At 72.3% G+C, this 13,059-nt stretch carries 14 protein-coding genes; 11 read left to right on the top strand and 3 right to left on the bottom strand.

The window, feature by feature from the left end:
* Positions 1-19: 19 nt before the first annotated feature.
* Positions 20-184: a hypothetical protein gene (locus tag AB0I42_RS22360; protein ID WP_357539569.1), complete on the bottom strand. Its 165-nt coding sequence runs from the start codon at positions 182-184 to the stop codon at positions 20-22.
* A 396-nt stretch (positions 185-580) separates the two neighbouring features.
* On the opposite strand from AB0I42_RS22360, the gene AB0I42_RS22355 reads away from it, so the two are divergent.
* From AB0I42_RS22355 to AB0I42_RS22335, 5 genes are all read left to right on the top strand, one after another.
* The gene (locus AB0I42_RS22355) at positions 581-1,312 is read left to right on the top strand and encodes a beta-ketoacyl-ACP reductase (protein ID WP_357539567.1); all 732 of its coding nucleotides are present in this window, start codon (positions 581-583) and stop codon (positions 1,310-1,312) included.
* A gap of 20 nt (positions 1,313-1,332) precedes the next feature.
* Positions 1,333-2,100: an enoyl-ACP reductase FabI gene (gene fabI / locus AB0I42_RS22350; RefSeq protein WP_357539565.1), complete on the top strand. Its 768-nt coding sequence runs from the start codon at positions 1,333-1,335 to the stop codon at positions 2,098-2,100.
* Positions 2,101-2,184: 84 nt separating this feature from the next.
* On the top strand, positions 2,185-3,222 hold the full coding sequence (locus tag AB0I42_RS22345; protein WP_357539563.1) for a ferrochelatase: 1,038 nt from the start codon (positions 2,185-2,187) through the stop codon (positions 3,220-3,222).
* 16 nt (positions 3,223-3,238) lie between these two features.
* The gene (locus AB0I42_RS22340) at positions 3,239-4,018 is read left to right on the top strand and encodes an HAD-IIA family hydrolase (protein ID WP_357539561.1); all 780 of its coding nucleotides are present in this window, start codon (positions 3,239-3,241) and stop codon (positions 4,016-4,018) included.
* An 81-nt stretch (positions 4,019-4,099) separates the two neighbouring features.
* Positions 4,100-4,636, top strand: a complete 537-nt coding sequence (locus tag AB0I42_RS22335; protein ID WP_357539559.1) for a hypothetical protein — start codon at positions 4,100-4,102, stop codon at positions 4,634-4,636.
* Between the two features lie 19 nt (positions 4,637-4,655).
* Here the strand turns inward: AB0I42_RS22335 and AB0I42_RS22330 are convergent, their stop codons facing one another.
* Positions 4,656-5,447, bottom strand: a complete 792-nt coding sequence (locus tag AB0I42_RS22330; RefSeq protein ID WP_357539557.1) for a hypothetical protein — start codon at positions 5,445-5,447, stop codon at positions 4,656-4,658.
* Between the two features lie 90 nt (positions 5,448-5,537).
* Between AB0I42_RS22330 and AB0I42_RS22325 the strand changes: the two genes are divergently transcribed.
* A complete protein-coding gene (locus AB0I42_RS22325) occupies positions 5,538-6,344 on the top strand; it encodes a DUF3097 domain-containing protein (protein WP_357539555.1) in 807 nt (268 codons plus the stop codon).
* 24 nt (positions 6,345-6,368) lie between these two features.
* Here the strand turns inward: AB0I42_RS22325 and AB0I42_RS22320 are convergent, their stop codons facing one another.
* Positions 6,369-7,688: a serine hydrolase domain-containing protein gene (locus AB0I42_RS22320; RefSeq protein ID WP_357539553.1), complete on the bottom strand. Its 1,320-nt coding sequence runs from the start codon at positions 7,686-7,688 to the stop codon at positions 6,369-6,371.
* 92 nt (positions 7,689-7,780) lie between these two features.
* Here AB0I42_RS22320 and AB0I42_RS22315 point away from each other — a divergent pair, with 92 nt between their 5' ends.
* From AB0I42_RS22315 to AB0I42_RS22295, 5 genes are all read left to right on the top strand, one after another.
* Entirely contained in the window at positions 7,781-8,221 is a 441-nt protein-coding gene (locus tag AB0I42_RS22315) for an NfeD family protein (protein ID WP_357539551.1), read from the top strand.
* Between the two features lie 85 nt (positions 8,222-8,306).
* Positions 8,307-9,428, top strand: coding sequence for an SPFH domain-containing protein (locus AB0I42_RS22310; protein WP_357539549.1), 1,122 nt, complete (start codon positions 8,307-8,309; stop codon positions 9,426-9,428).
* A gap of 185 nt (positions 9,429-9,613) precedes the next feature.
* A complete protein-coding gene (locus AB0I42_RS22305; protein WP_357539547.1) occupies positions 9,614-10,576 on the top strand; it encodes a hypothetical protein in 963 nt (320 codons plus the stop codon).
* A gap of 129 nt (positions 10,577-10,705) precedes the next feature.
* Positions 10,706-11,587 (top strand): RNA methyltransferase, encoded by an 882-nt coding sequence (locus AB0I42_RS22300; RefSeq protein ID WP_357539686.1) that lies wholly within the window; start codon positions 10,706-10,708, stop codon positions 11,585-11,587.
* A gap of 252 nt (positions 11,588-11,839) precedes the next feature.
* Positions 11,840-12,925, top strand: a complete 1,086-nt coding sequence (locus tag AB0I42_RS22295; protein ID WP_357539545.1) for a hypothetical protein — start codon at positions 11,840-11,842, stop codon at positions 12,923-12,925.
* The last annotated feature ends 134 nt before the right edge of the window (positions 12,926-13,059 follow it).

Raw genomic sequence — 13,059 nt, 5'->3', positions numbered from 1 at the left:
TCCCGGGCCGGCGGCCGGTTCAGCGCGGGCTGACCAGGACGACGACGACCAGGATCCAGACGGCGGCGAGGGTGAAGCCCAGCGGGGCGACGTAGCGGTTCATCGGGGACTCCGGTGGCGACTGGCGCGGGACGTGGGGACACGCTGGGGTCAGTCGCGGCGGGGCGGCTCGCGGTGTCCGCACACGGGACGGGCCCCGACGGTGGCCGGGGATCGGGTGCGGGCGAGCGGGTGCGGGGTCGGCTCGGGCTGAGGCTGGCTCAGCGCGGCGGACCGTCGGCCCGGCCACGACTGAGAGGATCGCTATCTCGCACAGCGATCACCTCCATCGGTCGTGGGGAGCCGTGCAGACCGCGCCGATGCTACACCCGTCCCGCCGTACCGCGGCGCTCACCGCGCCCTGATCCGTGTCGGCCGGCGCGTGATCCGCGTGATCAGGCAGCGCGTACCCCGACCCACCGGACGACACGCGGACCCGGTCCCTGATCACCGGGATCATGGGGGGCGGGTTACTGCTTACCTGTCGGTAGCGCCTAGTGTCCTTCGCGCACCCGTCGGAAGAACCGCTGGAGGAATGACCGTGCCGCGTACCGTGCTGGTGACCGGGGGAAACCGGGGGATCGGGCTGGCCATCGCCCAGGCGTTCGCCAAGCAGGGCGACCGGGTGGCGATCACGCACCGGGGTCGCTGGGCCGGGGCGGCCGACGGTGACAGCGGATACCACGAAGGCGTGTTCGGGGTCCGCTGCGACATCACCGACAGCGCCGCCGTCGACGCCGCCTTCACCGCCGTCGAGGCCGAGCTGGGGCCGGTCGAGGTGCTGGTCGCCAACGCCGGCATCACCGCCGACACGCTGCTGCTGCGGATGTCCGAGGACGACTTCACCAGCGTCATCGACACCAACCTCAACGGGGCGTACCGGTGCGCCAAGCGAGCCGCCGGCAAGATGCTGCGCGCCAAGTGGGGCCGGATGATCTTCATCTCGTCCGTGGTCGGTCTCTACGGCGGTCCCGGCCAGGTCAACTACGCGGCCAGCAAGGCCGGCCTGGTCGGCGTCGCCCGGTCGATCACCCGGGAGCTGGGCAGCCGTAACATCACCGCCAACGTGGTCGCCCCGGGATACATCGACACCGACATGACCGCGGCGCTGCCCGACGACCGCAAGGCCGAATACCGCAAGCTGATCCCGGCCGGCCGGTTCGCCGACCCCGACGAGGTCGCCGGGGTGGTCACCTGGCTGGCCGGCGACACTGCCGGCTACATCTCCGGCGCCGTCATCCCGGTCGACGGCGGCCTGGGCATGGGTCACTGACGAAGACGGAGGATCTGTACGTGTCTGGACTGCTGGCCGGAAAGCGGCTGCTCGTCACCGGCGTCATCACCGACGCGTCGATCGCGTTCTCGGTCGCCAAACTGGCCCAGGAGAACGGCGCCCAGGTCGTACTCACCGGCTTCGGCCGGATGTCGCTGGTCGAGCGGATCGCCAAGCGGCTGCCCGAGGCCGCGCCGGTGATCGAACTGGACGTCACCAACGAGGAGCAGCTGGCCGGCCTGGCCGACAAGGTGCGCGAGCACGTCGACGGCCTCGACGGTGTCGTCCACTCGATCGGCTTCGCCCCGCAGAGCTGCCTCGGCGGCGGCTTCCTCAGCGCGCCCTGGGAGGACGTGGCGACGGCACTGCACGTGTCGACGTACTCGTACAAGTCGCTGGCGATGGCGGCACTGCCGCTGATGGGTCCGGGCGGCGCGGTCGTCGGGCTGACCTTCGACGCGACCAAGGCGTGGCCGGTCTACGACTGGATGGGCGTGGCAAAGGCCGGCCTGGAGTCGGCGTCCCGCTACCTGGCACTGCACCTGGGCGCCAAGGGCATCCGCAGCAACCTGGTGTCCGCCGGCCCGCTGCGCACCATGGCGGCGAAGTCGATCCCCGGCTTCGAGCAGTTCGAGGACGCCTGGGCGGACCGCGCCCCGCTGGGCTGGAACCTGACCGACCAGGAGCCGGCCGCCCGGGCCTGCCTGGCACTGCTGTCCGACTGGTTCCCGGCCACCACCGGCGAGATCGTGCACGTCGACGGCGGCTACCACGCGCTGGGCGCCTGACCGGGCGGTGAAACCCGCCACGATCGCCGCCGGCCGGGCCGCCCTGGCGACCGGCCGGCGGCGTCGCGGGACAGAATGGGGACCATGCCGTACGACGCACTGGTGGTGGTCTCCTTCGGCGGACCCGAGCGCCCCGACGACGTCCTGCCGTTCCTGACGAATGTGACCCGGGGGCGGGGCGTGCCGCCGGAGCGGCTGGCCGAGGTCGCCGAGCACTACCAGCACTTCGGCGGCGTGTCGCCGATCAACCAGCAGTGCCGTGACCTGATCGCCGCGATCCGCGCCGACCTCGCCGCGAACGGCGTCGACCTGCCGGTCTACTGGGGCAACCGCAACTGGCATCCGATGCTGGCCGACACCGTGGCACGGATGCGCGACGACGGCGTACGGCACGCGCTCGCCTTCGTCACCAGCGCCTACGCCGGCTACTCGTCGTGCCGGCAGTACCTGGACGACATCGCCGCCGCCCGGGCCGCCGTCGGACCCGACGCGCCCCTGATCGACAAGTTGCGTCAGTTCTGGGACCACCCCGGATTCGTCGAACCGCACGCCGACGCCGTACGCGCCGCGCTCGGCACCCTCGACCCGGCCCGACGTGACAGCACGCGGATCGTCTTCACCGCCCACTCGATCCCGACCTCGATGGCGGCGGGCGCCGGCCCGGAAGGCGGCCGCTACCAGGCACAGCTGCACGAGACCGCCGGGCTGGTCGCCGCAGCCGCCGCCCCCGGCCTGCCGTACGACCTGGTCTGGCAGAGCCGGTCCGGGCCGCCGCACGTGCCGTGGCTCGAACCGGACGTCAACGACCACCTGCGTGACCTGGCCGCCGCCGGCACCACCGGCGTCGTGGTCAGCCCGATCGGCTTCGTCTCCGACCACCTCGAGGTGGTGTGGGACCTCGACACCGAGGCCGCCGCCACGGCCAAGGAGGTCGGTCTCGACTTCGTCCGGGCCGGCACCCCGGGCACCGACCCGAGGTTCGTCACGATGGTCCGCGAACTCGTCGCGGAGCGCGGCGTCGGCGCGGCTCACCCGGGTGACACCGCCCCGCAACGCCGGCTCGGTACGCTCCCGGTCTGGGACACCTGCCCCGGCTGCTGCGCACCCGCCCGCCGACCGTGACACCGTTGGAGACCCGATGAGCGACCGCAAGCCGGTGGAGAGCTGGCTGACCGACATGGACGGCGTGCTGGTGCACGAGGGGCAGCCGGTGCCCGGGGCGCCCGAGTTCATCAACCGGCTGCGCGCGTCCGGCAAGCCGTTCCTGGTACTGACCAACAACTCGATCTACACGCCGCGCGATCTCCAGGCCCGGCTCACCCGGATGGGCTTCGACGTGCCCGAGCACGCCATCTGGACGGCGGCGCTGGCCACCGCCCAGTTCCTCGCCGACCAGCGGCCGGGCGGCACCGCGTACGTCATCGGCGAAGCCGGACTCACCACCGCGATGCACGCGGTCGGCTACATCCTGACCGACTTCGCCCCCGACTACGTGGTACTCGGCGAGACCCGCACCTACAGCTTCGAGGCGATCACCAAGGCGGTCCGCCTGATCAACGACGGGGCCCGGTTCATCTGCACCAACCCCGACCCGACCGGCCCGTCGATCGAGGGCGCCCTGCCGGCGGCCGGCTCGGTCGCCGCGATGATCTCCAAGGCGACCGGCGTCGAGCCGTACTTCGTCGGCAAGCCCAACCCGATGATGATGCGGTCGGCGCTCAACGTGATCGAGGCGCATTCCGAGACGACTGCGATGATCGGCGACCGGATGGACACCGACATCCTCTGCGGCCTCGAGGCCGGGCTGGAGACGGTGCTGGTGCTGACCGGCATCAGCACCCGCACCGAGGCGGAGCGCTACCCCTACCGCCCGTCCCGCATCGTCGGCTCCGTCGCGGACCTGATCGACGAGATCTGAACCCGCGCGGGATCAGCGGATGCCGCGACCCTGAGTATCCGGACGGATGCGGGCCGGCGGGGTCGCTGATGTGCTGACCGGATGCTCCGACATCTCACCGCCGTCCGGTCGGCGTCCCTCCCGGCCCGCCGGCGACGGACCGGCGGTCACCGGCACCATGGGCGCGGGCGCCGTGGGGGCGGGCTCGGCGGGCTGCTGGTCGTCGTCGCCCTACTGCCGGCCGGCGGCTGCGTCCGCCCGGACGAGGCCGTCGCCCGGGACCAGGTCATGGCAAGGGCCGAGCGCATCGCCGCCCAGACCGAGGCGTGGGCGACCACCAGGAACAGCCCGCCCTACTGGCACGGCAACCAGGCCGTGCTCGACCACATCCTGGACGAGACCAATGGCACGCATCTCGCCAGCGCGGTGCACGATCCCGACGAGCGCGGAGTGGGGCTGCTGGCCACGCTCGAGGTGGTGATGGTGACGGCGGTCCAGACGACGTTCGCCGCCGGGACCGAGGTGGACCACAACGTCTGCGTGCGCTTCGATGTCGAGCGGCAGACCAGCGGCCCGCGCGGGATCACCGCGACGCCCGTCGGCTGCCCGCGCCGGATCCCGGCCACCAGGGCGCCGTGACGGTGCCCGGCCGGCACGGTCAGGCGCTCAGGGGGGCGTTGCAGGCGGCGACGAGGGCGCGGCGGCAGGCGGTGGTCAGCGGGCGTAGTGCCGCGTCACGCTGCTGCGCCTCGTAGCCGTTGATCGCTCCGCCGGGTGCCGCGTGCTCGGCGAGCGCGAGGACCCGGTCGAGCACGCTGGCCCGGGCGAACAGCCGGCGGGCCCGGGGGTCGAAGCCGGGCGGCAGGTCGGTGGCGCTGTCGGGCTTGCGTAGCGCCGCCAGCGCCCCGGCCAGCTCCGGCCGCCAGTGGGCGACGTCGAGGCGGGTGAGGGTGGCGGTCGCCTCGGCCAGGGCCACCGACAGTTCGGCTTCGGCCTCGGCGGCGCTGGGCGCGCCGAGACCGGCGGTGTGCGCCTCTTCGGGCAGCGGGTAGACCCGCCACAGCACCGTCTCGAAGGTCATGCCGGAGCCGGACGTGTGGCTGCGTACCTCGGGAATGAGCCCGAGGCCGCGGGCGACGACGGCCTCGCCGGCGACCAGGGCGGCCCCGGCGAACGGCCCGGGGCCGGGCAGGCCGCGCGGGTCGCCGGGGGCGGGCAGGGCCAGCCGGATCTCGTCGGGCGACAGCTTCGACAGGGCGGGCAGGGCGTCGCGGAGCGGCAAATCGGTCCACGCGCCGGGTGCGTCCGCGACCAGGTGCTCCTCGTCGCCGGCGATCTCGTCGGCAACCTCGTCGTATGGCACCAGCCCGGCTCGCCATGCCCGTACCCAGGCCACGAACCGGCTCGAACGACGCACAGCGAGGGTCGCCGCGCCTGCTGCGGGGGACATGCGAGCAAGGGTACGTGGTGCCCGCCGGCCCTGTCTCGACAGCGGCGCGTCGAAATGACCGCCGTGATGTGGCCGGCTAGCGTCGGCGGGATGTATGGGGAGGACGTGCTGGCGGGTGACTGGCGGCGACGGCGGGTGACGCCGGAGGTCGACGCCGAGCCCGACCTTGTCGTGGAGGACGCCGATTCCGGGTTCTGTGGCGCGGTCGTCGGGTTCGAGTCCGGGGCCGTGGTGCTGGAGGACCGGCACGGGCGGCGCCGTAACTTTCCGTTGCTGCCGGCGGCGTTCCTGCTCGACGGCCGCCCGGTGACGCTGCGCCGGCCGGCTCCGGCGGCGGTGCCGGCCGCCCGGCGGCGGACCGCCTCGGGGTCGGTGGCGGTCGCGGGCGTACGGGCGCAGGTGGCCAAGGCCAGCCGGATCTGGGTCGAGGGCATCCACGACGCGGCGCTGGTCGAGCGGATCTGGGGCGACGACCTGCGGATCGAGGGCGTCGTCGTGGAGCCGCTGGACGGCATCGACGACCTGGAGGCCGAGGTGCGCCGGTTCGGGCCCGGTCCGGACCGGCGGCTGGGGGTGCTCGTCGACCATCTCGTGGCGGGGTCGAAGGAGAGCCGGATCGTGGCCGCGGTGACGTCGCCGTACGTGCTGGTGACCGGCCACCCGTACGTCGACGTGTGGCAGGCGGTGAAGCCGGCGAAGGTGGGTATCCGGGCGTGGCCGCGGGTGCCGCCGGGCCGGCCGTGGAAGGAGGGCGTGTGCGCCGCCCTCGGGGTGGCCGAGCCGGCCGACATGTGGCGACACATCCTGAGCCGGGTGGACAGCTTCCACGACGTGGAGACGCCGCTGATCAACGCCATGGAGCGGTTGATCGACTTCGTGACCGTGCCGCAGGATTGACAGCGTCGGACCCCCGGCCGGGCGTCAGGCCAGCCGGTCGGGGTCGCGGGTGAAGACGAACGTGGCGATGTCGAGGGCCCGGGGGGTGCCGTCGGCGTCGCGGCGTACGGCCAGGATCTCGCCGTCGTTGCTGCCCGAGCGGCCGCGCCAGCGGTCGGTGTCTTCCGGGGTGAACCGCCACGCGGTGGCGGCCGGCTGTTCGATCCGGCTGAGCACGAGTTCGCCGTCGCGCCACGCCGCCTGGACCTCGCGCCCCATCCACCACCAGCGGCCGGTCAGTTCGGCGGCCTCGGCCGGCGGCGGCGCGGTGTTGGCCCGCCACGGCCGGGGCGGTTCGGGTTCGGTGTCGAGCACCATGGTCAGCAGGTCCTGGGCGAGTCCGCCGAGCGAGCCGGTACGCAGCCCGTACGCGTTGGCGTAGCCGACGACGGCGGTGCGCGACGGGCGGTGCACGGCGAGCGCGGCGAGGTAGCCGGGCATCGAGCCGCCGTGGCCGACGTAGACCCGGTCACCGGTCCGGTAGAGCTCGACGCCGAGGCCGTGGCCGCTGGTCCACGAGTCGAGATCGCTGATCACGACCGGCGCGGTCATCTCGGTGAGCGTGGCGGGGGCGAGTACGGCGGGGTCGGGCTCGGCGAGGAACGCCGCCCAGCGGGCCAGGTCGGCCGTTGTCGACCAGAGCTGCCCGGCCGGTGCCATCGCGCCGGTGTCGGTGCGCGGTTCCTCGCGCAGCGTCTCGTGCCAGGGGTGTACGACGTAGCCGCGGGCGAACGGCTCGGTCGGGTGGTAGGTGGTGCGGTGCAGGCCGAGCGGTTCGAGCAGTCGTTCGCCGAGCACGGTCGCCCACGGCTTTCCGGTGATCCGTTCGACCACCCCGCCGAGCAGCCCGTACGCCAGGTTGGAGTAGTGGTAGGTGCGGTGCGGCGGGTAGGCGAGCTTGTCGGCGGTGAGGTTGCCCAGCAGGGTGTCGAGGTCGGTGCCGGCGGACCGTTCCCACCAGTCGCCCTCGGGTTCGCGTTGCAGCCCGGAGGCGTGGCCGAGCAGTTGCCGCAGGGTGACCGTGCCGACCGGGGTGCCCGGCAGGTGCCGGTCCAGCGGGTCGTCGAGTGCGACCCGGCCCTCGTCGCGCAACTGCATGAGCAGTACGGCGGTCATCGTCTTGCTGATCGAGCCGATCCGGTACTGGCGGTGCGGGTCGGGCGCCGGCTCCTCGCCCGCGCCGGCGAAGTGGACCATGGCGCCGTTCCGGACGACAGCCATGATCAGCGACGGCGCGCGGCCGTCCGCCTGGGCCCGCGCGACGGTGCTGTCGATGCGTCGGGCGGTCTCGGGTAGCAGCGACACGGCGGCGGAACTCCTCGGCTCGGACGGCCCCACAACGTTACCGTCACGGGCAGAAGTGGTCTCCTGTTGCCACTACGTGACACGATCGATGAGTGGAAGCTGTGCTCTGGATCGTGTTGGGTGTCGTGCTGGCGGTGGCCGAGATCTTCACCGTGAGCCTGTTCCTCATCATGTTCGCGGTCGGCGCGTTCGCGGCCGCGGGTGCGGCGGCGCTCGGCGCCTCCGTGCCGGTGCAGGCGTTGGTGTTCGCGGTGGTGTCGGCGCTGACCCTGGTCGCCAGCCGGCCGGCCGTGCGCCGGCACCGGGAGAAGTCGGCGGAGTCGGACCAGGAGGGATTCGGCCTGCAGGCGATCGAGGGGGCGAATGCCCTGGTTCTCGAGCAGGTCGACGCCGATGGTGGAATGGTCAAGATCGACGGAGAGATGTGGACCGCGCGGTCGTACGACGGGACCCAGACCTTCGCGCCTGGTGAGCGGGTCCGCGTGATCGAGGTCAAGGGCGTGACCGCCATGGTCTGGCGCGACGACATATGACGGCGGCGCCGCGGGCACCGCGGCCAGATAGGGATGACGGCGGTGCCGAAGGCACCGTACCTACATATAGGAAAAAGGTGAGCGCATGGAACTCGTGATCGCAGTCGTGTTCGGGGCGATCGCCCTGCTCACGGTGATCACCCTGATCCGCGCGGTGCGGATCGTTCCGCAGCAGCGGATGGACGTCGTCGAACGACTGGGCAGATACAAGAAGACCCTGGGGCCGGGCCTCAACCTGCTGGTGCCGTTCGTCGACGCGGTACGCACCAAGGTCGACATGCGGGAACAGGTGGTCAGCTTCCCGCCGCAGCCGGTGATCACCTCGGACAACCTCGTCGTGTCGATCGACACGGTGCTCTACTTCAAGGTCGTCGACCCGGTGCGGGCGACGTACGAGATCTCCAACTTCCTGCAGGCCATCGAGCAGTTGACCGTCACGACGCTGCGGAACGTCATCGGCTCGCTCGACCTGGAGCGGGCGCTGACCAGCCGCGAGGAGATCAACCGGCACCTGTCCGGGGTGCTGGACGAGACCACCGGCCGGTGGGGCATCAAGGTCACCCGGGTGGAGATCAAGGCGATCGAGCCACCGCCGAGCATCCGTGACTCGATGGAGAAGCAGATGCGTGCCGAGCGGGACCGGCGGGCGGCGATCCTCAACGCGGAGGGGCACAAGCAGTCGCAGATCCTCTCCGCCGAGGGTGAGAAGCAGGCGGCGGTGCTGCGTGCCGACGGTGACCGGCAGGCCCGCGTCCTGCAGGCCGAGGGGCAGGCCAAGGCGATCCGGACGGTCTTCGACGCGATCCACCAGGCCAACCCGAGCCAGAAGGTGCTCGCCTACCAATACCTCCAGGCGCTGCCGCAGATCGCCAACGGTCAGGCCAACAAGGTCTGGATCGTGCCGGCCGAGCTGACCAAGGCGCTCGAGGGGCTCGGCGGCGCGCTCGGCGGGCTCGGTGCGATGGTCGGCGACGCCCCGTCGAAGGAGGTCGACTCCGGCGCGGTGGAGCGGGAGGCGGCGGCCGCCGCCGAAGCCGCGGCCGCGGAGGCGCAGCGGGTCAACGACGAGGTACGTGCCGCGGAGGCGCAGGTGGGTGGCGGCGGCCAGCAGGCTGGCCTCGCGGGGCAGCCGGGTCTGCCGGCGGCGCCGCCGATGACCGCGACCGACTTCCTGAAGAGCTCCACACCGGACCGCGAGCAGGGCTGACCGGGGCGAGGTTCATCCAGCTCAGGACGGATATCCGAGAACCGGTCACGTTACCGCCCGGCACCTGTCACGATCGTTTCTACGACCGGTCAGGTGCCGGTGCCGGTTCCGGCGCCGACTGTCCGAAGGCGACCGGTCGGCAGGTGCCGGGCACCGGCGGGATGCCCGGCCGCGCGGAAGGCCCGGTGCCCATGAACCACGCCAAGCACAGTCGTCCCTCGTTCCTGTCCTCCTCGACCGCGCGGACGGCGCCGCTGCGGATCGTCACCCGGCTCGACGCCGGCCTCGCGGTGCTGACCGCGGCCCCGCCGTCGACCCCGGCCAACCAGCCGGTCACCAACGCCACCTGGGCGTTCTCCGTACGCCGGTTTGTGCGCCTCGCGGTCTGGGCGACGCCGGCGTACGCCGTGCTGTACGGGCTGGTCACCGCCGGCAGTCTCGACGGCGGGCCGGCGCCGTACCTCGAACACGGGTCCGCGCTGCACCTGCTCGGCTGGGTGGCCGCGGTCTGGCTCGGTCTGGTCGCGCTGGTGGCGCTGGCCGGGGTGCAGGTGTCGGCGCGCAGCCGCCGGGCGGCCGCCACGGCACTGATGATCGGCATCGCGGGTGCCGCCCTGATGCTCCCGTTCGCCACCCTGCCCGCCGACACGGCGGTCTACGGGCTGGACGCCGGTGTGCTGTCGCTGGCCGGCGCGACCGTCTTCAGCGTCGGCTGGCTTGTGATGGGCTGGTCGGTACGCGAGTCGGGGCTGTTCAACCGCAGCGACGGGGTGCTGCTGATGCTCGCCGCCCCGATGCTGGGCGTCGCCGGACTCCTCGTCGGTCCACTGCAGACGGTCGGGGCGCTGCTGGCGCTGGCCGGCGGCATCGGTGTCGCCATCGGCACCGGGCGGCTCATGCCGGCGGCCGCGAAGCCCGCCGGGGCGGAGCCGGTGACCGCGACGCTGCCGTTCGCCACCGAGGCGGAGCCGGCCACCGCCGTCCAGGCCGGGCCGGTGCCGGCGGGCGCGGCGGCCGCGTCCGGCCCGGCGGCGTCCGGCGCTGCGGTCTCCGGTCCGGCCAAGGTGCCGGCGGCGAGCGCGGTGGCGGCCGGGGCCAGTGCCGTCGCCGCCCGGGTGGCCACCCACGGCAGCCTCGCCGCACCCTGACCGGTCCCGCGCGGCTCGATGCCCGCCGGCCCGTCCCCGGGGTGGACCCGGGTGCGGGCCGGTGGTGCCATGATCGTCTGCGGCTCGGGCGCTTCCCGCCCGGCGTGTCGGGTGCCTGAACCGCAGGCGATCGAGGCGGTGCGGACATCGACGGCCCACCCGGTCCCGGCCCGCTCCGCGGTGGTTCGGCAGAATCGGCGGGTGCCCGTCGAGCTGATCACCGACCCTGACGACGAGCGGATCGGCGACTACCGTGCGCTGACCGACGTCGAGTTGCGTACCCGCTGGGAGCCGCCGCACGGCCTGTTCATCGCCGAGGGCGAGCTGGTCCTGCGCCGGGCGCTGCGGGCCGGCTACCGGCCCCGGTCGTACCTGGTCGACGCGAAGCGGGTCGAGCAGCTCGGCGACACCGGGGACGCGCCGGTCTACGCCGCCAGCCAGGACGTGCTGGAACGGGCGACCGGGTTCCACGTACACCGGGGGATGCTGGCGTCGTTCCACCGGCGCGAGCTGCCGACGGCGGCCGAACTGCTCGCCGTGGCCCGCCGGGTCGCGATCCTCGAGGACGTCAACAACCACACGAACCTCGGCGCCGTCTTCCGCGGGGCGGCGGCGCTGGGTGTCGACGGGGTGCTGCTGTCGCCGTCGTGCGCCGACCCGCTCTACCGGCGCAGCGTACGGGTCAGCATGGGCGAGGTGTTCGCGGTGCCGTACGCGACGCTCACGCCCTGGCCGGACGGTCTGGAGCAGGTGCGCGCGGCCGGCTTCACGGTGCTGGCGATGACCCCGGCGGCCGACGCGGTGCCGATCCAGCGGCTGACCGCCGAGCAGCGGGGCCGGGCGGCGCTGCTGCTCGGTGCCGAGGGGCCGGGGCTGTCCCGGCAGGCGCTGGCGGCCAGTGACGTGCGCGTCGGTATCCCGATGCGGCGCGGCGTCGACTCACTGAACGTCGCGGCCGCGGCCGCCGTCGCCTTCTGGGAACTGGGCCGCGACGACCCCCTCCCCACCTGACTCGCCCTTGATCCGCGTGATCATCGAGTAATTCCGGGGTGTCGCCGGCGGGTCGGGGTTCCCGGCCCCTGATCACGCGGATCAAGCTGATCGCCCTATCCGTTTTATTGCATCAAGCAGATGTGTCGGATAGTTCGTTGAATTAGCAAATTTGATCTCGATCGCCTTCTGGTGCCTTCTTGAAAGCTTGCGGCGGCTCTGATCGATCAGTCGGGCTAACTTCTTCACGCGGTTCTGACGTCTGGAGGAAGAATGCCCCGAAAACTGCTGTGCGGATTCGTCGTCGCCACGACGTTGTCCCTGGCGATGACCGTCGCCGCGGTGTCGCCGAGCATGGCCGAGCCCGCGTTGTCCGCCACCCCCGCGGTCAGCGGCGCTCTGGAGTTGAGCCCGGAGGTGGCCCGTACGGCCGTACTCGCCGGTGGCGGCGCGGAGGCGCGGGCGCGGGCCCTGGCCGCGTACTGGACCCCGGAACGGATGCGCGCGGCCCGCCCGGCGGAGGAGCGGATCTCCGATCGAGCCAAGGAGGCGGCCGTCACGGCACCCCGCCAGGCAGCGGGCAAGCCGGTGTCGATCGAACCGGCCGCACCGGACAAGGCGCCGCTGACCCGGACCCCGGCGGCCGGATCGGCGACCATCTCGAGCGGACTCGGGCAGACGTGGGAGGCCAACTTCTCGGTCGGTCAGGCGACCGCCCAAACCGTCGGTAAGGTCTTCTTCACCATCAACGGGTCGGACTACGTCTGCTCGGGGGCGGTGGTCAACAGTTCGGGGCGGTCCCTCGTCTGGACCGCCGCCCACTGCCTGACCGAGCGTGGCAAGTGGTTCACCAACTGGCAGTTCGTGCCGAACTACATTCCCTGGATCAACCACTCGCCGTTCGGGTACTGGAATGCCTTCAGGGGCTACGTGATGCACGAGTACTTCATCGACAACCACAACCTGGCCCACGACATCGGCGCCGCCATCGTCCACAGGAACTGGGTCGGTTACAAGATCCAGGACTACCTGGGTGCGCAGGGGATCGCCTTCAGTCATCCGCTGCAGACGGTGCGTGCCTTCGGCTACCCGGCGAGCCCGCCGTACGACGGTCAGCGCCTGTGGACCGCCTACGACAACACCGTGGACGACGGGAGCAGCATCATCTACATGAGGAACGCCATGAACGGAGGCTCCTCCGGCGGCCCCTGGCTCATGGACTGGAACGGCCACGACGGCAAGGTCAACGGGAACAACGGCTTCATAAGCGTGGCTCACCCGGGCCGTATGTACTCGCCGTACTACGGCTACACGACGTCGCTCTTCTACAACGACGTGGAGTCCGTCACCGCGCCGTGACCCGGACGGGCGGATCGACCGGGGTTCGCGTCCGGGCGGTGACGCGGCGAGGGAAACCGGGTCGGGTACGACGGGCGCACCGTGTCGTACCCGGCTCCGCTGGCGGACATGTTCGACCACCTGGTCCGGCTGGC

This window comes from Polymorphospora sp. NPDC050346 (genome assembly GCF_040655695.1).
In the GTDB taxonomy this organism is placed as follows: Bacteria; Actinomycetota; Actinomycetes; order Mycobacteriales; family Micromonosporaceae; genus Polymorphospora; species Polymorphospora lycopeni.
The sequence above is the reverse complement of the archived record's forward strand: the minus strand, read 5'-3'. Positions and strand labels throughout refer to the sequence as shown.

Coding starts and splice junctions, on each gene's coding strand:
- AB0I42_RS22295 (WP_357539545.1), top strand. CDS start 11,840: ATGCCCCGAAAACTGCTGTGCGGATTCGTCGTCGCCACGACGTTGTCC.
- AB0I42_RS22330 (WP_357539557.1), bottom strand. CDS start 5,447: ATGTCCCCCGCAGCAGGCGCGGCGACCCTCGCTGTGCGTCGTTCGAGC.
- AB0I42_RS22345 (WP_357539563.1), top strand. CDS start 2,185: ATGCCGTACGACGCACTGGTGGTGGTCTCCTTCGGCGGACCCGAGCGC.
- AB0I42_RS22335 (WP_357539559.1), top strand. CDS start 4,100: ATGCTCCGACATCTCACCGCCGTCCGGTCGGCGTCCCTCCCGGCCCGC.
- AB0I42_RS22340 (WP_357539561.1), top strand. CDS start 3,239: ATGAGCGACCGCAAGCCGGTGGAGAGCTGGCTGACCGACATGGACGGC.
- AB0I42_RS22310 (WP_357539549.1), top strand. CDS start 8,307: ATGGAACTCGTGATCGCAGTCGTGTTCGGGGCGATCGCCCTGCTCACG.
- AB0I42_RS22325 (WP_357539555.1), top strand. CDS start 5,538: ATGTATGGGGAGGACGTGCTGGCGGGTGACTGGCGGCGACGGCGGGTG.